Genomic DNA, 18,850 nt, shown 5'->3' on the forward strand with positions numbered 1-18,850 from the left:
TAAAGGGTAGAACTTCGTGAGCTCCTTTCCCTGGCTGAGTCTGATCGTCTTCCTGCCGTTGGCAGGAGCCCTGTTGTGCCTGCTGGTCAAGGCGGAGTCCGCCCGCTGGCTGGCGCTCGGCGTGACCGTCGCCGACTTTGTACTCTCCCTGCCGCTCTGGTGGCTCTTTGATTCCTCGACCGCCGGAATGCAGTTCGTGGAGCGGGCCTCCTGGATCACCTCTCCGCCGGTGCAATACAGCCTCGGCCTCGACGGTATCAGTTTCCCTCTGGTGTTGATGACGACGTTCCTCATGCCCTTTTGCGTCACCGTGTCCTGGACGGCGATCGACAAGCGCGTTCAGCTGTTCATGTCGATGCTGCTGGTCATGGAAACGGCCATGCTGGGAGTGTTCGTCGCCCTGGACTTCGTGCTGTTCTACGTGTTCTGGGAAGCCATGCTCATCCCGATGTATCTGCTCATCGGCGTCTGGGGCGGTCCCAACCGCCTCTATGCCGCGATCAAGTTTTTCCTCTACACCCTGGCCGGCAGCGTTCTGCTCCTGGTCGCGATCCTCGCCCTGTACTTCCAGGGCGGACATACCTTCGACATCCTGGCGTTGAGCCGCGGCACCTACGGCGCCTCGCTCCAGATGTGGTTGTTCCTCGCCTTCTTCGCCGCCTTCGCGGTGAAGGTGCCGATGTTCCCGTTCCATACCTGGTTGCCCGATGCACACGTGGAGGCGCCGACCGCAGGCAGCGTGATTCTCGCCAGCGTCTTGTTGAAAATGGGCACGTACGGCTTCCTTCGTTTCACCCTGCCGATGTTGCCGGATGCCACCGTGAGCTTCACCAAGCCGATGATCGCGCTCTCGATCATCGCCATCATTTACGGCGCCTACATGGCCCTGGCCCAGACGGACATCAAGAAACTCATCGCCTACTCCAGCGTCAGCCACATGGGATTCGTCACCCTGGGGATCTTTGTCCTGAACATCCAAGGCATCGAAGGGGCGGTCATGCAGATGGTGAATCACGGCATCACCACCGGGGGACTCTTCTTGTGCGTCGGAATTATCTACGAACGCACCCACAGCCGCCAGATTCAGGACAATACGGGCCTGGCCGGGCCGATGCCCCGTTATGCCATCTTCCTGATGATTTTCGCCCTGTCGTCCTTGGGACTTCCCGGCACCAACAGCTTCGTCGGCGAATTTCTCGTCCTGGCCGGCACGTTCGTCTGGAGTCAATTTGCGACGGCCCTGGCCGCACTGGGGGTCATCCTGGCCGCGTCCTACATTCTCTGGCTGATGCAGCGAGTGGTCTTCGGGACCCCGGCCGCCGCCCATCGCGCGCACCTGCTGGATCTGAATGCCCGCGAAACGGCGACCCTCGTCCCGCTGATCGTCCTCGTGTTCGCACTGGGCATTTTTCCAAACCCGTTGTTGAGCCGCATGCATGCGAGCGTGACGCAGCTCCTGGCCGGCCACAAGGCTCCGGCCGTTGCGGTCAAGCCTCAGCAGACCCCGGTCGCAACAGACAAGCCGACGGCCACGATCGCGGCGATGCTTTCTCCCTCATCCTCTGAACAGGCAGCAGCACGATGACCTTTCCACTCCAGGACCTCCTCACGATCCTTCCGGAACTCATCGTCATCGGGACGGCCTGCCTCATTCTGGCGCTGGATCCCATCCTCGAAGCCTCCAAGAAGGACGTCCTCGCCTGGCTGACATTAGGCGCGCTGGCCATGTGCATCGGCCTGACCTCCTCTCAGATGACGGGTCGTGTGTCCGCGTTCAGCGGCATGGTCGTGATCGATGCCTATGCGGCATTCTGGAAATTGTTGCTGTACATCGTCACCGGACTCACCGTGTTACTGTCTCTCGCGTATCTCAAGGCTGAACGCCTGAGTATCGGCGAGTACTACGGTTTCATCCTGCTCGCACTGGCCGGAATGATGGTGATGGTGTCCGGCGCCGATCTCCTGACCATCTACCTCGGGACGGAGCTGATGTCCCTCTCGCTCTATGTGATGGCCGGATTGAAACGCACGGAAGCCCGATCACTGGAAGCATCGGCCAAATATTTCGTGTTGGGCGCCTTCTCGTCCGGGATTTTGTTGTACGGCATCTCGCTGTTGTTCGGCCTGACCGGCAGCACAGGCCTCTCCGCCATTGCCGCCGCGATCACCACCCATGGCACCGGAGACCCGCTCCTCTCCCTGGCGCTGGTACTGCTCGCGGTCGGATTCGGATTCAAAATGGCTGTGGTGCCCTTTCACATGTGGACCCCGGACGTCTATCAAGGTGCGCCGACTTCCGTCACTGCCTTTATGGCCGTCGCCTCGAAAGCCGCCAGTTTCGGCGCCTTCCTCCGGGTGTTCGTGGAGGGCCTGGGAGCAGCCAGCGCCGATTGGTCGATTCTATTTACGGTGATCTGTCTGGCCACCCTTGCCTTGGGCAATCTCGTGGCGATCGTCCAGACCAACATCAAACGCATGCTGGCCTATTCCAGCATCGCCCATGCCGGGTATGCCCTGATCGGAGTCGTGGTGGCAGGCGGTCACAGCGGCGAAGGAGCCTCGACCGGGTTCGCGAGCGTGTTGCTGTATATCGCCATCTATTCGTTCATGACGCTCGGAGCATTTGCCCTGATCGGCATGTTGCGCAAAGAAGGGCAGGAGAGCGAGCAGATCGAGGATTATGCCGGGCTGGCCAAACGCGAACCGCTCGCCGCGTTTTTCATGCTGGTGTTTCTGGTGTCACTGGCCGGCATTCCCCCGACCGCAGGCTTTATCGGCAAGTTCTACATTTTTATGGCCGCGGTGAACGGGGGCATGACATGGCTGGCCATCGTGGCGGTCATCTTCGCTGCAATTTCAGCCTTCTACTATCTGCGTGTCGTGATGGTCATGTATATGCGCGAGGCCGAGGGCTCCATAGCCACCCATTCACGGCTGGAAACCTCTCCGGCCCTGTCGCTGGTTCTGGCCTGCGCCCTCGCCGGCGTGGTGCTTCTGGGTCTGTTCCCCAATGGCCTGTGGTCGTTGGCCAGCCAGGCTGCGCCGCTCTTGAAGTAGCATCCCGAACCGTTCCTCATGCGGTGGCGTCCGCATTCCTGCGACGACGTCGCGCAGGCCCTCCTCATACCGCGCTCCGCACCGGACCGGGCCATGGGTCGCAGCACACCGAGTCCACACCATCCAGGATGGCATGACTGAACTGTCGTTTCTCACCAACGTCTTCGACACCTTTCGACGGCGAGGCTGTCTCAGCTTGGCCGCCTCCCTGGCCTTCTTCTCCTTGCTGTCTCTCTTTCCCATGGTCTTCCTGCTGCTCTACGGCATCAGCTTCATCGTCAGCCAGGATGTGATCGGGTATCAATTCCTCCTGGGGTTTCTGAAAGGCTTTCTTCCCAGCATGGGGGAACGACTGGCCAGGGATATTCGGCGCGTGGCGGAACAGGAAGAGGTCCGGTGGGCGGTGTTTCTCGCGTTCGGCTGGTTCAGCGCACTCGTGTTCTACGAATTGGACTATGCCATGAACACCGTGTTCGGCACAGCGGCCAAACGGCATCCGCTGATTTCCACGCTGGTGGCGGTCGCGTTGATCTGGATGTTGGGTTTCTTGACGTTGATCTCCTTCGTCGCCACCCAGGCGATCGAGCTCTTGACGGCCTATGCGCCTCGCTTCCTCGGCATGAACCTGGTCGCCATCGCCGCCCATGATTTTCTGATCGCCTATTCACTCCCGTTCCTGCTCGCCTTTGCCTCCGTCACCTGTCTCTATCGATTTCTTCCTCATCAGCGGCCCACGTGGCGGGAGGCGACGATCGGAGGGGCGGTGTTCAGCCTCTTGTGGGTATCAGCCAAAGCCCTGTTCGTGACCTATCTGGAAGATGCCGCCGTCTACACCCAACTCTACGGCTCATTACTCGAAGTGGTGCTCCTCATGCTCTGGGTCTACTATTCCTCGGCGCTGGTGCTCCTCGGCGCCGTCGTGACCCACGAATGCCAATGCAGACGGCCGTCGTACGGCACAGAAGCCTCTTCTGATCGGGCAGAAGTTGTCTGATGCGTTGGAAGAATCAGAGAGAAAGGAAGACCAAGACTGAACGGGGTCCCGATCCTGTTACGATGAGGATCCCATGCCGGAAGGGTGTCGCTGCTCAATGAAATGCCCGATGGAGGCGCGCGTCACCAGGCCCAACAGTTGCCCGTCTTGAACGACCACGAGCCGTTCAGCCCCCGTCGCGATCATCTGCTCCAACGCCTGCATCGCCGAGAGATCCGGCGACACCACCATGTCATCGCTGGAGGTTTGCATGATATCGGCCACCCGGCGGAACGCCCAGAGCCCATTGCTCACCGTCTGCACATCGCGCACCCCCACGACGCCGACCAGCCGGCCGTCCTGCACCACAGGGAATCCTCCATACCCGTAGGGGAGAAAATACTGGTTCACGGCCTCCTCCAACGTGGTGTCGGGAGAAATGGCCACGACATTGCTGACCATCAACTCGCGGACCGGCACCGACGCCAATGACCCGCGGATAGCGGCCTGCTTCCGGCTCCCTCGCGCGGCGGCGAACAGGAACGCCCCCAGCAACACGATCCAGCCCCCGCTGCTCGCCAGAGCACCGGAGACGGTACCGGAAAGGGCCCCGACGAGAAGAAAGGCCCCGAAGAGGCCGAAGCTCACGCCGAACAACAATCCGACCAATGCCGCCTGGCTTGTCGCGCGATAATAGTCCTTGCTCCAGGCCCACAACCCGGCCCGCAAGGCGCGACCGCCGTCCAGCGGAAAACCAGGGAGCAGATTAAACAGGCCCAATTGAGTGTTGACCATTCCGAGCAGCGTCCCCAACGCGACCAACCCGTGCACGGAGGATCCGGTCGGAAGGAACTCCAACAGCGTGACCAGGCCGATGCACAGACCGGCGAGCAGAAAGCTCACGATCGGACCGGCAATCGCAATCAAGAACTCAGCCAGGGGATGCGGCGGTTCCTTTCGCATCTGGGCCACACCACCGAAGATAAACAGTGTGATCTGACTGATCGGAATCCGATACCGAAGGGCCACCAGGGAATGGCCGAGCTCATGCAGGAGGACGGATGCAAACAGAAGGATGGCCGCCACACCGCCCATCGCCCAATATCGCGGCTCGGTGAGACCGGGCAGCACGTCGGGCAAATAGCCCGTCGCCAACGACCAGGTCACAAAGAAAAAGACTAAGAGCCACGAGGCGTGCACGTGGATGGGAATCCCGAACATCCGGCCGATTTTCCAGTCTGGGCCCTGCATGGTTTCACCGTAGCAGCCACCCGGACAGAGCGTCAACTATCGCCGCTGCGTGCCTTCGGGTATACTGCGCCCATGCGTGGCACGCAGTTCTGGATCAGACTGTGGGCGATCTGCGGAATGGCACTCGCCCTGGAGGCCCTTCCTGTGGAAGCACAAGTCATCACGGCAGGCCCGGCTTCATGCCCTGCCGTGGCTTTGACCTATGATCTCTGCCCCGTGCGCACGGCCTCCGGATTCGACCGGGAGCTGATCGACTTCCTCATCGAGCACAAGGTGCCGGCGACGTTTTTCATGTCCGGCCGCTGGATGGCTAAACACGATGCCGAGGTCAAGAAGCTGCTTGCCGTGCCGTTTTTCGAAATCGGCACCCACGGCGAGGTACATGCCCATTTACCGATGCACGAGGTCGAGGAACAGCAACAGGAAATTATGGGGCCGGTGCGCCTGCTCAAGACCAAATACGGTCGCCCTGCCGCCCTGTTCCGGCCGCCCTATGGAGAATATAACGACCAAACGGTCGAAGCCGTGAAAGCCCTGGGCCTGAAGTTTATCCTGTGGAATATCGAATCCGGCGATCCCGACCCGACGCTGACGGCAGAAGCGATCGTGACCCGTGTGCAGAAACGAATGAAGCCGGGCAGCGTGATCGTCATGCACGCCAACGGCAAGGGCAAACATACCCGCGAAGTGAGCGAAACCCTCGCCGCCACCCTGTTGCCGGCCAAAGGCCTGACCCCGATGACCGTGTCGGACCTCTTACGATGCAACCAATCGACAGCCACCCCCACACCATAATTCGCGACATGCGGGAGGACGATCGCGACCCGGTGATCGAGATCCTCACCGGCTCCGATCCCTGGAAGCGACTCGGCTTCACCGCCGTCGATTGGAACCGTATCTTTGCACCGCTGCCCGCCGGGCGAGAGACGTTTGTGTTGGAAATCGACGGGACCGTGTTGGGCATTGCCATCGTGCGCAAGAAATTCCTGTTCGGAGATTATCTGGAGCTACTCGGGATCTCCCCGTCGGCGATCGGCCAGGGACTCGGCGGCCGGTTGTTGTCCCATGTCGAATCGCTCACGTTCGCGCGGGCCAACAATATGTTTGCCTGCGTGTCGGACTTTAACGATGGAGCCCGGGCCTTCTACCGCAAGCAGGGCTATAAGGAAATCGGTCCCATGCCGAACTTTCTCATTCCCGGCTACGCCGAAATTCTGCTGCGCAAGACGACCGGCCCGGCACGAAAGAGCTAACGGCTACGAGCCTCTGGCAAGAGAACAGAGCAGCACTTCTCATTTCTTCTCTTGCCATCAGCTATACGCCATCTGCTATAAGCTCCTCGTATGAAAGTCACAAAACTCCTCCATACCCGCATGCGGGTCAGCGACATGGATCAGACGATCCGCTTCTACCAGCACATATTGGGGCTGGAGGTCCTGGAGCGCAAGGTCTCGCCGCGGGGGTCCCACCTCGCGTTTCTCAAAGTTCCTAACAGTGAAGAACTTATCGAACTGTGCAGTTTTCCCGCGAGCGGACCGGTGACCGTGCAGGAAGATCTGGTGCACCTCGCCTTTCAGGTCGAGAACCTGGACGACACGATCCGGGCACTGGAAGCCAAGCAGGTGAACATCACCGACGGCCCGACCAAGACCTCCTCCGGCAGTCGCTTCATTTTTATCGACGCGCCGGACGGCTACGAAGTGGAACTCATCGAACGCCCGCCGGGCACCGCACTGGTGTAAGGCACGTCGTTCGGGAAACGTCGCTCGTCCGACACAGGCCGGTGCGCGCATTCCCCCTTCCGCACCGACGGCCTGCCCCCATTGACGAATCCGAATCCGTCCAAGTATTGTCTCCTCGCTTCACGTTTCACGAGCGACGAACGATGAGAAGGAGACGCAGATGAAGAACGGGTTTTTCCGCGGACACGGACTCGGCAACGACTATGTGGTGATGGATCCCACGGACCTGACGTTCAAACTCACCCCCGGCAGAATCCGCGGCATCTGCGATCGCCATTGGGGACTGGGCAGCGACGGGATCCTGGCGCTGGTCCCCTCGAAGAAAGCCGACTTCGGCCTGCGCATCTACAATCCGGACGGCAGCGAGGCGGAAAAATCCGGTAATGGCCTGCGCATCTTCGCCCGCTACCTGCACGCCACCGGCAAAACCAAAAAGCGAGCCTTCACGGTCGAAACCAAAGGGGGCTTGGTCTCCATTGCTCTCCATCTCGATCGCCACGGCGACGCCGCTGCCGCCACGGTCGAGATGGGCCGGGCGACGTTTCAACCGAGCGCCCTTCCTTGTACACTCACGGTCGATGAGCTGATCCGGCAGCCCATCGAAGCCGCCGGGCGGTCGTTGCAATTCACCGGGGTCAGCGTCGGCAATCCTCACTGCGTGATATTCAAACAGCCGGGTGAGACCTGGACGAGAGAGGACCTCCTCACCCTGGGGCCTGTGCTCGAAAACCATGCTCTCTTCCCGAAACGGACCAACGTCCAACTCGCGGTGCCCACCGGCCCGAAAGAAATCTTCATTCTGATCTGGGAACGCGGCGCCGGGGAAACGCAGGCTTCCGGATCGTCGTCCTGTGCGGCTGCCAGCGCCGCCGTCCGCCTCGGACTGGTGAAGGGACCGGTCACGGTCAAGATGCCCGGCGGCACGCTCAACATCGAAGTCGCCCAGGACTTCAGCCTCACAATGAAAGGCCCGGTCGCAGAGGTCGCCCGAGGTGCCCTGAGTCCGTCGTTTGTGCGCGGACTCAAATAACTTCTCGTCAACCGTCCATGGTCACTCGTGAGGAAATTCAGGACCCCGTCCTGGTATCCTTACGCCTGACGGATGACCTATGACGACTGACGCGCTGCAATCCAAACTCGATCACCTGCCCGTGCAACCGGGTTGCTACCTCTTTCGAAATGCAAAGCGGGAGATCCTCTACGTCGGAAAAGCCGCCGTGCTGGCGGACCGCGTCCGCTCCTATTTCCAGAAGGGCAGCGACCAGACCCCGAAGACCGCCCTGCTCGTCAACGAGATTGCCGACCTCGAAACCATCGTCACCCGCTCCGAGCTGGAAGCGCTGATCCTCGAGAGCAATCTGATTAAGCGCCACCGCCCGCGCTTCAACATCGTCCTGCGTGACGACAAACAGTACCCCTATCTCCGTCTGCCGATCAAAGAGAACTTTCCCCGCCTCTCCATCGTCCGGCGGGTGCAGAAAGACGGGGCGCTCTACTACGGTCCCTACACGCCGGCCGGGGCGCTCCGCGAAACACTGAAAGTGATCCGCAAAGCGTTTCCATTGGCCACCTGCGAAATCGACATCGACGGCCGGGCCGACCGGGCCTGCATCGAGTTCGAGATCAAACGCTGCATGGCCCCCTGCACCGGCAACCAGTCGCGGGACGAATACCACCAGATCGTCAAACAGGTTCGCCAGTTTCTCGAAGGGCGGGACCGGGAGCTACTGGACAGCCTGCGCGAGGACATGGAGCAGGCGGCGGAACGGGAAGCGTTCGAAGAGGCCGCCCGGCTGCGGGATCGCCTGTTTAGCGTCGAACGCACGTTGGAAAAGCAGCGCATCACCCAGATCAGCACGACCGACCAGGATGTGATCGGGCTGGCCCGTCAGGGCACTGCGGCGGATCTCCAGCTCCTGTTCGTGCGCGGAGGCCTGTTGATCGGACGTAAGGATTTCTTCTGGCCTCAATCCGCCGACTCAAGCGACGAGGAACTCGTCCGTTCGGCCATCGAGCAGTTCTACAACAAAGAAGGGCAACCGCCCAAGGAACTGTTGGTCCCCACGACCCTCGACGAGGCTCCGTTGATCGAACAGTGGTTGAGCGAGAAACGCGGCGACACCGTGCGTCTCCTGGCTCCCGAACGGGGCACCAAGCATCAACTGGTCCTACTCGCGGAGGAGAACGCCGCGGCGGCCATTGCCGATCATCTCCGCAACGAGGCCCTGGACCGGCAGGCGACGGCCGAACTCAAACGGCTGCTGCGCCTCGACGCAATCCCCCGCCGCATCGAAGGGTTCGATATCTCGAACATCATGGGCAATCAGTCGGTCGCCTCGCTGGTCGTGTGGGAAGACGGGCAGGCCAAGAAATCCGACTATCGCAAATTCAGGATTCAGACGGTGGAGGGAGCCAACGACTTTGCGAGTATGCAGGAAACCGTGATGAGGCGGTATGGCGCGACCGAAGATCTTGCCCGTCCTGACCTGATCCTCATCGATGGCGGGTTAGGCCAGTTGAGCGCTGCGCTCGAAGGATTGAAACAGGTCGGACAGGAGCAGATTCCGATCATGGGCCTCGCCAAGGCCCGCGGCGAGAAAGACGAACGGATTTTTCTCCCCGGCCGGAAAAACCCCATCGTCCTGCGGCCGACCTCTCCGGCTACCCACCTGCTCCAGCGCATTCGCGACGAAGCCCATCGCTTCGCCCTGACCTATCACCGGAATTTGCGCGGCAAGGCCTTGTTGTCATCCGAACTCGACCAGATCGCCGGCATCGGCACCATTCGCCGCAAGCGGCTCCTGAAGCAATTCGGGAGCCTCCAACGAGTCGCCGCCGCCACCGACGAGGAACTCCGGTCCGCCGGCCTCGATACTTCCACCGTCGCCGCCCTACGTAAAGCCCTCACCCCGTCCTAGCACATAGTGTTCATGAGCGCTTCTGCTGCAATCGTCGATCCGCTGCGGCGACGAGCCTTCGTCCGACGGGCTCGCGACGTGGCTCGGCGATTTCGCGACGAACCGTCATGACTGATGCGGGCTAACCCAATACCGAGAGAGAACTTCACAGAAACTGTATTGGGTTCGATACACCCGTATCTGAATAGGTACGCTTGATTCCCCTCACCGGCGATGCCTCACAGTGGAACAGGCACGCTTTCTCCTTTAATATGCGACTTCTGCCCCGGTTCCGTGCGGGACGGCACGAATACTTGTCAGGTACGTAGTTTGCGTATCCCTCCGGGTATCCGACGTAAGTTGATAATGGGGAGGCATCCCGATGAGGATGTTGCGCATCGCTTCCATACTGGCCTTCGCATCGCTCGCCGCCTGCACCACCCCGCCGGAGGTTAAGCAGGCGCTGGTGGCCAAGGATCAGGCCTATACCGAGAATGACCGGCTCATGCAGCAGTATCGGGAACTGGTCGGCAATATCAACAGCCGCCACGTACAGTGGTTCCGCTATGTTCAGACCCGCCTCAAACTGGATCTGGCCTTGCAGTGGGCCACGACCAATCCCCGCCTGACCGACATCCCGGACGCCACCCTCGCCGACGACGATGCCGAGGTGCTGGGGCCCGATGTCCTGGCTGTGATCAATGCCATGCGCCTCAAATCTCTCCCCGAACGCAAGGGCGGGAACGGGCAGCCTGTTTTTCTCGCCGGCTCCGGGGACATGAGTCATCTCATCCAGCAAATTCCCGAACTGATCTCGCGGATCGAGCAGCGCGTGACCTCCGATTCCAAGGCCCCGCAGGCCCTCGATCTCACGGCATTCGACCAGTACCGGAATAATGTCGAAGCACTACGCCGGATCAACGGCATCATCAAGCAGTACCTGGACATCGACGTCACCCTCAGCCGGAACGACACCCAGTCGCTTGCCGACGCGCTCCGCACGGTGCGCCGATGACCCGCCGCACAGCCGGCCGGAAGAAGGAGCCCTCCATGGTCACGCGAGGCGTGAGGCTACTGTCCGTCGTCATACTGTTCCTCATGGCCACCGGTTGCCACTCGATCCACAGCCGTTCGGTGCGCGACCTCATTCAACTGGAAGGCACCAAGATCGACGCCGCGCAGACCAACATCGACCTCTTCCAGAAGGAAACCGAGGCCCGCATCAAGTTCCTCGAACAGGCGCGCAGTTCGCTGCACGAGAGCTTCAAATCGCTCCAAATACAGGAAACCAAACACCGGTTCGCCCTCGCCTCATTCCGGAATCTCACCACGAAGAAGGGAGACGCCGCCTACGCTGCTGCCTACCTCACCAGCCTCATCTACATGGCCGATGCGCAGGGACTCGAGAAGGCGGTCTGGAATCAATTTGAAGAAGATTTCTGCGGTCTGCGCGATACCGCCAATGCCCTGAACGACTCATGGAAACGGACGGCGACGCTGCATGCTCAGGTGCATCGATTTGCCAAGCAAACGGCCTTCGCATCCGTCGATCCTGAGTTCGTCACGGCCGTCCTTGACCAGGCCCCCAACCGGTCCGGCCAGATCATGGAGATCCTGGATCACTCGCGTACCGTCAATGATGCGCTGGAAGAAGTGGTCGGCGCACGAATCCTGCGCATCGGCGGGCTGGATCGTGCCCAACTGTTTACCGCCGACCTGGTGGAACTCCTCGATCGATTGAAGAAAGACGACGGACAGTAACGGAGGCTCTATGAACCGCAGCATCGAGGGGGTGGTCACTTTCCTCCGAGACAACGACAATCTGATCAAGCAGCTGATGGAAACCGCCGAAAGCGCCACCAATGAAATCGAACAACTGGCCGATCGCGTGGGTAACGCCCGCGAGGAAGCGCAAGTGCTGGTCGATCAGTTGGGCGCGGTGGAATTCAGCGTCGGCCGCCAGGACGGTACGAAGGTCCGGCAAGCAGCCCTGCTGGAGGCCGTCGCCGCCCTGCGGAAGAAGTTTGAGACCTACAAGAACGACCCGCTGCGACGAGGCATCTATGCCGCAGAGATCTCCAATCTTTACCTGCAACTGGCCAACACCTTCAACAACGAGACCGTGGCCCAAATCGTCCCCTTCGGCGCCGACGAAATCAGCGGCTATAAAGACTTGATGAAGAAGGCCGTGTTGGATGCCGCCTCGCGAAAGAAACGCGCAGCCGTCATTAAAGCGGGCGCGCAGATTTCGCGCTTGGCACTTGGCGTGGCCGGCAAGCTGGCATTGGTGTGAGAGGTATGGGAACTCGACCGGTCATGCGAACATCCGCCGCGTTGACGCTGCTCCTTCTCGCCACAGGCTGCAGTCTCGATGCCGCCTCACGCGGTCCCTTCGGTCCGGAAGATCCGGAAACCGCCGTGCCGAAGAAGCCGCTCCCCGCACAGCTCCCGACCAGACATATCCTGGAATTCTCGTCCGATGAATCTCCCGAGCATATCAAACCCAAAATGGCCGGAAGCGCTCTCGATGCCGGGATCTCTCGTTCACCCAATCACGAGGCGGTGCTCTCAGCGACGGACATTGTAACGCTGCGGAAAGCGGCGGAAGCCGATCCTCGAGTCGTGGCCCTCCTCGGTGAACGATGGGGATTCATCGACGCGGACCGCATACCGCCGAGAGGGAAGGTGTCGTTCGGTTGCTGCCGGACAACCGCGCGCTTCGCCAGACTCACCTACTTCAGCTACAGCCATAACGTCGCCGTGGACGTGCGACTGAAAGATTCGACCGTTCTGGACGCCTCGCGCGCGGAAGGGTATCTGCCCCCCGAAGGCCCCCGGGACGTCCAACGGGGCATCGAGTTGGCTCGCGCCGATCGCCGCCTCGCCGGCAAGGTGCAAGGGATGCAAGGACATGGGCTGTTGATGCAGCCGGATCGCGGATTCTTCAGAAACGACCCCGGGTATGGACATCGGGTGATTTGGATCACCTTCTCCCCCGGTCCGGGCGGCGACCCCAAATACTGGGCGCAAGTCGATCTCACGGAAGACCGTGTGCTGGATGCAGGAGATGAACCGCCCCGTTAGGCGGTGAAAGGATACGGGATGAGACGCCTCGCGGTGAGTGCTTGGTTACTGCTCTGCAGCCTCGGTCTGCCGCTGCCCGGCTCGGCCGACACAGCATCGGAGCATGTCCAGTGGGGTGCGTGGAGTTTCGACTACGAAGTCCGGGACAATACCGGCCTGGCCCTTCGCAACGTCACCTACGGCGGTGAACAGGTGCTGGCCAAAGCCAGCATGCCGGTCCTGCGCGTGAAATACGTGAAGGAACGCATCTGGTGGAACCCCTTTACCTGGTTCGGCTCCCGCGCCGACAGCGGACGCTGCGGCCCCTTTCAAGATCGACTGCGCTGGCAGGACCTCGTCCCGATTGTGAACTGCGGCAACCAGAAGGTGTGCGTCGAAAGCTCCACGGTGAAAGGCATGAAATGGCTGGAACTGGGCATCTATGCCCGAATCGGCGAGTATCACATTTACCAATCCTGGCATTTGTCCGAAGACGGTGAATTGCGGCCGGTCGTCCAGAGCCGGGGGTTGTCCTGCAATACCGATCACGTCCACCATCCCTATTGGCGCTTCGATTTCGACATCAACGGCAACGGAATGGATCAGGTGTTTGTGCGCGACGATGGGGGCCCGGACAGCGGCTGGGGGCCGGGATGGAAAAAATATACCAACGAACGCAATGACGTGAAGAATACGGCCACTCACCGGTCCTGGTTTATTCGCGACCAACTCACCGGACATGGGGTATGGGTGCTTCCCGGTGACGGCTACGCGCCCCTGAAGGACGACGGAGAACGCGATTCATTTGCCGACCTCGACGTGGCCATTCGCCGGGCCAACCCGGACGAAGATCTCCCGTGGGTCTTCGGAGCCCGTGGCCAGCTCGGTTACGACGAAGATAACCAGGGTGTCCAGGAGCAGGATGTGGTGTTCTGGTACGTGGCCCATCTGCCGCATATGGCCGCCCTCGGCCCCACGAAGTGGCTGACGCTCGGACCGACCTTGAAGATTCACCGCTAGTCTTGCCACATTCGAGCTTCCCGCTTTCTCCATGTCAATCTTCCGGCCCCTCTTCTTCCCCGTTGCGGTTCAAACCTTAGGCACTCTATACTAGGTGCAGGTTGCCCTAGATACCGGGCTCAAGCGGTCGGTACAATGAGCTGTCTCATCAGGATACAATTGCCTCACTATGAACCAGATCGGCGCTTCCGAGCCTTCATGGCGTCCGGGGCTCCCACCCGAGCCAGGCCCAGCTGATCGGGAAGAATCGGCATGAGTCAGCCAGCATTTTCCGCCAAGGAATTTCAACGGCTCGGCGCGATCATGCAGGATGCCCGCTCCGTCGATCGCAGCGACAGAGTGTGGCGACTCGTCTCGGCCGTACAGAACGTGATTCCCTATGAATTCTCCGGATGCGGCGCCGTCGATCTCCTGCACGGCATCGATCCTTCCCTGGGACATTCCACCTATCCCCGCGAATTCTGCCAACTGTATATGGGACAAGGCTTGAAGGTCGATCCGGCCCTGCGCCGGCTCATCACGTCCGGCCAAACCGTCACCTCCAGCGCCGATGAACCGACCCCCAACGAGCCCAAGGACATCACCTCGCTCAAACTCGACTTCGGCATCAAGACCTGCCTCTCGGCCGGAGTGCGAGGAGCCAACGGAGCTTGTTCGTACTTCGCCTTCAGCAATTTCGATGCAAAACAGGCCGACAAACTCCGTCTTCTGCTCGATATTTTAACCCCGCATTTTCATCTGAGTTATATGCGATGCCACTCCGCGTGGAATCCGGAACGACCTGCCCCGCCGCCAACCATACTGAGCAAACGGGAAGAAGAAATTCTCCGATGGGTTGCGGCAGGCAAGACCAATTGGGAAATCTCCGTCATTCTGAAAGTCAGTTTGAACACCGTCAAATTTCATCTCAAGAACGTCTTTCAGAAAATCGGCGTCGAGAATCGATGGAGCGCCATTGCCTATTGGCAAACCGGCGAACAACATCGCATCGTTCCATCCGCACCGCCCAGTGACGACCGTCCGCCCTCCGGGGCCAACGCACCCAAGTAAATAGCCCGATGCATGTCGACTCGCGCTCCACCCCGTCCGTCACGAGCTGACCGACCCCGGGGTAGAGAGCCCGCCTACCCCGATGGGTAGGTGACGACAGACCGCACCTCTCGTACAGTCGACCCACACAACGTCATGCCACGCGTGACGGACCAGCACCACCGTTATTCACACATCCGGCCAGGGCAAAACTGCCCTAGGATGCCGGAAAGGAGAGGCCCTATGAAGCAGCTTGCCGCACATCCTGCAGCAATGGACGCCACATGTACTCTGCTCGACCTCCTGCAACAACGCAAGACGCGCCGCTTCGGCCGCGGCATGACCCTGCCCGGCGGCCCGCTGCAATTCACGAGTCAACATGATCCCCTCCCGCTGAGCCGGGAAGAAGAACGATATCTGATCTATGCGGCGATCGGCCGATCCGGGCGCAACCTTGGCGACATGCAGTTTGTCGGACGCCCGGGCACGAGTGCCGGCCAGGGCCACGCGCTGATGAATTTCAAAAGCCGTACGGTTCCCAGCCCCTGCTCCGCGCAGAGCACGCAACTCTTTTACACCAACGATGACGGCGTGTTTTTTGTCGCCGACGCGGCAGGCCCCGACCATCCCTGGGATCTGGAGGTTGTGCAACTCCAATCGTCCCGGCTGGAGATCCCGCGCGAAGCCCCGTTCATGTTGCCGTTCAATCAGTGGTATACGAACCGGCCCGGCACAACACTGTTCATGCCCGTCACCAATATCGCGCTCCTGTATCTGAATCTCCTGCTGACGATGTTCAGCGAAGACACGGGATACTTCATCGTCGATACGGACAACGGCAACGCCGCCTGCGGCCTCGATGCCTTCCGCAAGAGCGCAGGCGGGCACCTGCACGACAATCTCGCCTCACGCAAAATGTTCAGCCTGCGCGAGCTCGACGCCGGCATTTGCGAAACCGCCATTCAAGAGCAGGGGATCATCTGCGAACATCTCTCGCTGATGCAGCAGGCCATGGGACTGGGCGGCGGCATCCAGAGCGTGGGGAGCGGCCGCCACCTCCTCGGTATGGAACCGCACATCTACCCCGGCCTCGGGTTCCACTTCGTCGTCCCGCCGGGCAAACCCCTGCGCGCCAATCCGGTCGGCATTCCGCAGGTGTGGGAAGGCCCCACCCCGCCGTTCGTGCCGTCGATGAAAGATGCCGTGACCAGCCTGGTGGTCAGCAAGTTCGGGGCGAACGGCACCTACGGAAAATCCGGCGAGCAGCCTTGGACCAATCCCAGCGCAGCGCGGCAGGTACCGCAGCATTCCGAGCGCGCCATCGACGCCACCATCGCGTTTGCCGACTACGTGCTCGGCACCTACGGACGGTTTCCGGCGCACGCCGATGCCTGCAAGTCCATCGTGGCCTGTCAGACGCATCATCTGGACGAAGAGTTCTATGCGACGTTTTATCCCGATTCCACGTTACCGGACGCGCATCGCGAGCACATGCATGTATGGCACAGCCACTGACGACACACATTTTCACGCTCCTCGGAGCACAGGAGGGCACCATGACACCACAGACCTCTCGTCGAGTCGTCATCACCGGAATGGGAGTGATTTCCCCGCTGGGTTGTACCGTCGACCTGTTTTGGCATTTATTGAGCAAAGGTGAAAGCGCCGTGAAACCGGTCAGCTCGTTCGATACCACACCGTTCCAGGCCTGTCTCGCCGCTGAAGTCCGGGACTTCGACCCCGAAGATTTCCTCCATCGCAAGCAGGCCCGTCGTATGGGACGAGCGACTCAGTTCGCCGTCGCCTCCGCCATGATGGCGACTCGCGATTCCGGCATGGACCTGGACCAGGAAGATCGCGGCTCCATCGGCATCAGCATCGGCACCTCCATCGGCGGCATGAAGGAAGCGTTCGAGTTCCACGATGCGGCCAAACTCAACGCCTATGAGCGTGTCAACCCGTTCACAATGGGCATGACCTTCCCGAATGCGATTTCATCGGAAGTGGCCATCGTGCTGGGACTCCACGGTCCCTGCGAAACCTACTCCATCGGCTGTTCTTCGACGGCCAATGCCATCGGACGCGCCTACGAATGGATCAAATCAGGCCAGTCGTCGCTCGTCATCGCGGGTGGAACCGAAGCGCCGCTCCACCCGAGCGTTTACGCCGCCATGAACGCCGGACGTGCGCTGGCCCCGGACGAACGCGGCGCCATTCGCAACCTCCCCCGTCCCTTCGACAAAACCCGATGCGGCATGGTGTTAGGCGAAGGCGCCGGCTGCTTCATTCTGGAGGACTACGAGCACGCCCGGGCGCGCGGCGCGAAAATGTATGCCGAGTTGGAAGGATGGGGCTTTACCTGTGATGCCCATTCCATGGTGAAGGCGGATCACACGGGCCACGAGCAGCAACGGGCGGCCAGGCTGGCCCTCTCGACGGCCCATTGGTTCCCGGAGGAAGTGGACTACGTGAACGCCTGCGGGCTCGGCACCATGGAGTTGGATGCGCTCGAAACGAACACGGTCAAACAGGTCCTGGGGGAGCACGCATATCGGGTTCCCGTCAGTTCGTTTAAAGCGGCACTCGGTCACGCCTTCGCCGCCAGCGGCGCCTTCCAAGTCATCGGCACCGCAAAGGCCATGGAGCACCAGTTCATCCCGCCCACGCTGAATCTGACGACGCCGGATCCGACATGCGATCTGGATTATGTCTCAGGACAGGGGCGGGCGGCGCATCTCGATCGTGCCTTGATCAACAGCTTTGGATTCGGCGGCAAGAATATCGTGCTCGCGCTGTCGCGGATGAATGCCGGCATCGCTACCACCCGCCCGATGGCGGCGACGCCGGGCTATGGCGTGACCCATCTGGTGGGAGTCTCGTAGGACCGCACCATGAGCAACCCGAGCCGGAAATCATGCGCATCGACTGCGCGGCCGCGCGCGGGTCGGCCTCCGACAGGCCGGCCCGCCGCAGGGCCGTTCGATCGCGGAGGTATTCCGGTTCGAGCAGGATGGACGCCGATCATCATCCGACGGGCCGCCCTTGTCGAAGGGCACCCGCCGCCTCGGCACAGACAGAGAAACAGTTCACCAGTCATCCATCCACATTTAGCTGAGAGTCGAATATGAACGAATTACAGAACACACCGGCGCGCGTGTTCATCATCAATCCTCAGGAATTAGTCAGAGTCGGCATGCGAACGCTGCTGAACTCGGTACCGGACTTTATGGTGATCGGCGAGGCCTCGTCGAAAGAGGAGGCGCTCCCCCTGGTGCTCCACCACAAACCCGACATCGTCGTGCTCGATCTGCGCGTGCAGGACGGCACGGGTATCGAAACGGCCAAGGACATCCTCGCGCATCTTCCGGAGACGCGCGTGCTCTTTCTGGCCGATGCGCTGACTGATTCCACCCTGCTCTCCGCCGTCGCAACGGGCGCTCACGGATATGTCCTCCAGGAGGCCGGGGCGGAGACGCTGTTGCACGCCATGCGCAGCCTGACCAAGGGTCAATCCTACCTGGACCCGGGGGTAACCCGTCACACATTTGCCTACCTCCGCAAAGTCGCCGATCGGGAACCTGAACGAGGCCGTCATCTGCTGTCGCCGCAGGAGCGACGCCTCCTCCCCCTCATTGCCCAGGGAAAAACCAACAAGGAAATCGCCGCCGAGCTCGGGCTGAGCGATAAAACAGTCAAAAACTATCTGGCCAACGTGTATTCGAAACTTCACCTGAGCAGGAGGTCTCAAGCCGCCGCGTTTTACCTGAAGACCATTCCCTGATCACCGCCGAACCGTGCGCACGACGGCAGAAGACTCA

Annotated in this window: 18 protein-coding genes; 17 read left to right on the forward strand and 1 reads right to left on the reverse strand. The window is 60.8% G+C overall.

Annotation, left to right across the window (positions count from 1 at the left end; translation table 11 throughout):
- Positions 1-16 precede the first annotated feature (16 nt).
- The 3 genes from H8K11_14220 to H8K11_14230 all read left to right on the forward strand — a co-directional run bounded on the left by H8K11_14220 (position 17) and on the right by H8K11_14230 (position 4,051).
- Entirely contained in the window at positions 17-1,585 is a 1,569-nt protein-coding gene (locus H8K11_14220) for an NADH-quinone oxidoreductase subunit M (GenBank protein ID MCS6264907.1), read from the forward strand.
- Complete coding sequence (locus H8K11_14225; protein MCS6264908.1) at positions 1,582-3,057, forward strand: NADH-quinone oxidoreductase subunit N; 1,476 nt, start codon at positions 1,582-1,584, stop codon at positions 3,055-3,057. Before H8K11_14220 ends, H8K11_14225 begins: the two co-directional genes overlap by 4 nt.
- A gap of 133 nt (positions 3,058-3,190) precedes the next feature.
- Positions 3,191-4,051, forward strand: coding sequence for a YihY/virulence factor BrkB family protein (locus H8K11_14230; GenBank protein ID MCS6264909.1), 861 nt, complete (start codon positions 3,191-3,193; stop codon positions 4,049-4,051).
- A 57-nt stretch (positions 4,052-4,108) separates the two neighbouring features.
- On the opposite strand, the gene H8K11_14235 is transcribed toward H8K11_14230, so the two are convergent.
- A complete protein-coding gene (locus H8K11_14235; GenBank protein ID MCS6264910.1) occupies positions 4,109-5,281 on the reverse strand; it encodes a site-2 protease family protein in 1,173 nt (390 codons plus the stop codon).
- Positions 5,282-5,398: 117 nt separating this feature from the next.
- Between H8K11_14235 and H8K11_14240 the strand changes: the two genes are divergently transcribed.
- The 14 genes from H8K11_14240 (at position 5,399) to H8K11_14305 (ending at position 18,813) form a co-directional block, all read left to right on the forward strand.
- Positions 5,399-6,076: a polysaccharide deacetylase family protein gene (locus H8K11_14240; GenBank protein ID MCS6264911.1), complete on the forward strand. Its 678-nt coding sequence runs from the start codon at positions 5,399-5,401 to the stop codon at positions 6,074-6,076.
- A complete protein-coding gene (locus H8K11_14245; GenBank protein ID MCS6264912.1) occupies positions 6,043-6,534 on the forward strand; it encodes a GNAT family N-acetyltransferase in 492 nt (163 codons plus the stop codon). Before H8K11_14240 ends, H8K11_14245 begins: the two co-directional genes overlap by 34 nt.
- 90 nt (positions 6,535-6,624) lie before the next feature.
- Positions 6,625-7,023 carry a VOC family protein gene (locus H8K11_14250; protein ID MCS6264913.1) on the forward strand — a complete coding sequence of 133 codons (399 nt, stop codon included), beginning with the start codon at positions 6,625-6,627 and terminating at the stop codon, positions 7,021-7,023.
- 160 nt (positions 7,024-7,183) lie between these two features.
- A complete protein-coding gene (locus H8K11_14255; protein MCS6264914.1) occupies positions 7,184-8,053 on the forward strand; it encodes a diaminopimelate epimerase in 870 nt (289 codons plus the stop codon).
- A gap of 79 nt (positions 8,054-8,132) precedes the next feature.
- Positions 8,133-9,941: an excinuclease ABC subunit UvrC gene (uvrC, locus tag H8K11_14260; GenBank protein MCS6264915.1), complete on the forward strand. Its 1,809-nt coding sequence runs from the start codon at positions 8,133-8,135 to the stop codon at positions 9,939-9,941.
- Between the two features lie 361 nt (positions 9,942-10,302).
- On the forward strand, positions 10,303-10,935 hold the full coding sequence (locus H8K11_14265; GenBank protein MCS6264916.1) for a hypothetical protein: 633 nt from the start codon (positions 10,303-10,305) through the stop codon (positions 10,933-10,935).
- A complete protein-coding gene (locus H8K11_14270; protein MCS6264917.1) occupies positions 10,932-11,681 on the forward strand; it encodes a hypothetical protein in 750 nt (249 codons plus the stop codon). Before H8K11_14265 ends, H8K11_14270 begins: the two co-directional genes overlap by 4 nt.
- Positions 11,682-11,691: 10 nt before the next feature.
- Positions 11,692-12,213: a hypothetical protein gene (locus tag H8K11_14275; GenBank protein MCS6264918.1), complete on the forward strand. Its 522-nt coding sequence runs from the start codon at positions 11,692-11,694 to the stop codon at positions 12,211-12,213.
- 23 nt (positions 12,214-12,236) lie between these two features.
- Complete coding sequence (locus H8K11_14280; GenBank protein MCS6264919.1) at positions 12,237-13,004, forward strand: hypothetical protein; 768 nt, start codon at positions 12,237-12,239, stop codon at positions 13,002-13,004.
- 18 nt (positions 13,005-13,022) lie between these two features.
- Complete coding sequence (locus H8K11_14285) at positions 13,023-14,003, forward strand: hypothetical protein (GenBank protein MCS6264920.1); 981 nt, start codon at positions 13,023-13,025, stop codon at positions 14,001-14,003.
- A gap of 252 nt (positions 14,004-14,255) precedes the next feature.
- A complete protein-coding gene (locus H8K11_14290) occupies positions 14,256-15,053 on the forward strand; it encodes an autoinducer binding domain-containing protein (protein ID MCS6264921.1) in 798 nt (265 codons plus the stop codon).
- 222 nt (positions 15,054-15,275) lie between these two features.
- The gene (locus H8K11_14295) at positions 15,276-16,547 is read left to right on the forward strand and encodes a hypothetical protein (GenBank protein MCS6264922.1); all 1,272 of its coding nucleotides are present in this window, start codon (positions 15,276-15,278) and stop codon (positions 16,545-16,547) included.
- A 41-nt stretch (positions 16,548-16,588) separates the two neighbouring features.
- Complete coding sequence (locus H8K11_14300; protein MCS6264923.1) at positions 16,589-17,914, forward strand: beta-ketoacyl-[acyl-carrier-protein] synthase family protein; 1,326 nt, start codon at positions 16,589-16,591, stop codon at positions 17,912-17,914.
- Between the two features lie 242 nt (positions 17,915-18,156).
- Positions 18,157-18,813: a response regulator transcription factor gene (locus H8K11_14305; GenBank protein ID MCS6264924.1), complete on the forward strand. Its 657-nt coding sequence runs from the start codon at positions 18,157-18,159 to the stop codon at positions 18,811-18,813.
- Positions 18,814-18,850: the final 37 nt, after the last annotated feature.

It is taken from the genome of Nitrospira sp. (assembly GCA_024998565.1).
GTDB lineage: Bacteria > Nitrospirota > Nitrospiria > Nitrospirales > Nitrospiraceae > Nitrospira_A.

What these genes read in the sequence shown, in the direction of transcription:
- H8K11_14225 (MCS6264908.1), top strand. Translation starts at nt 1,582, where the DNA reads ATGACCTTTCCACTCCAGGACCTCCTCACGATCCTTCCGGAACTCATC.
- H8K11_14230 (MCS6264909.1), top strand. Translation starts at nt 3,191, where the DNA reads ATGACTGAACTGTCGTTTCTCACCAACGTCTTCGACACCTTTCGACGG.
- H8K11_14235 (MCS6264910.1), bottom strand. Translation starts at nt 5,281, where the DNA reads ATGCAGGGCCCAGACTGGAAAATCGGCCGGATGTTCGGGATTCCCATC.
- H8K11_14240 (MCS6264911.1), top strand. Translation starts at nt 5,399, where the DNA reads ATGGCACTCGCCCTGGAGGCCCTTCCTGTGGAAGCACAAGTCATCACG.
- H8K11_14245 (MCS6264912.1), top strand. Translation starts at nt 6,043, where the DNA reads ATGCAACCAATCGACAGCCACCCCCACACCATAATTCGCGACATGCGG.
- H8K11_14250 (MCS6264913.1), top strand. Translation starts at nt 6,625, where the DNA reads ATGAAAGTCACAAAACTCCTCCATACCCGCATGCGGGTCAGCGACATG.
- H8K11_14255 (MCS6264914.1), top strand. Translation starts at nt 7,184, where the DNA reads ATGAAGAACGGGTTTTTCCGCGGACACGGACTCGGCAACGACTATGTG.
- uvrC (MCS6264915.1), top strand. Translation starts at nt 8,133, where the DNA reads ATGACGACTGACGCGCTGCAATCCAAACTCGATCACCTGCCCGTGCAA.
- H8K11_14265 (MCS6264916.1), top strand. Translation starts at nt 10,303, where the DNA reads ATGAGGATGTTGCGCATCGCTTCCATACTGGCCTTCGCATCGCTCGCC.
- H8K11_14270 (MCS6264917.1), top strand. Translation starts at nt 10,932, where the DNA reads ATGACCCGCCGCACAGCCGGCCGGAAGAAGGAGCCCTCCATGGTCACG.
- H8K11_14275 (MCS6264918.1), top strand. Translation starts at nt 11,692, where the DNA reads ATGAACCGCAGCATCGAGGGGGTGGTCACTTTCCTCCGAGACAACGAC.
- H8K11_14280 (MCS6264919.1), top strand. Translation starts at nt 12,237, where the DNA reads ATGCGAACATCCGCCGCGTTGACGCTGCTCCTTCTCGCCACAGGCTGC.
- H8K11_14285 (MCS6264920.1), top strand. Translation starts at nt 13,023, where the DNA reads ATGAGACGCCTCGCGGTGAGTGCTTGGTTACTGCTCTGCAGCCTCGGT.
- H8K11_14290 (MCS6264921.1), top strand. Translation starts at nt 14,256, where the DNA reads ATGAGTCAGCCAGCATTTTCCGCCAAGGAATTTCAACGGCTCGGCGCG.
- H8K11_14295 (MCS6264922.1), top strand. Translation starts at nt 15,276, where the DNA reads ATGAAGCAGCTTGCCGCACATCCTGCAGCAATGGACGCCACATGTACT.
- H8K11_14300 (MCS6264923.1), top strand. Translation starts at nt 16,589, where the DNA reads ATGACACCACAGACCTCTCGTCGAGTCGTCATCACCGGAATGGGAGTG.
- H8K11_14305 (MCS6264924.1), top strand. Translation starts at nt 18,157, where the DNA reads ATGAACGAATTACAGAACACACCGGCGCGCGTGTTCATCATCAATCCT.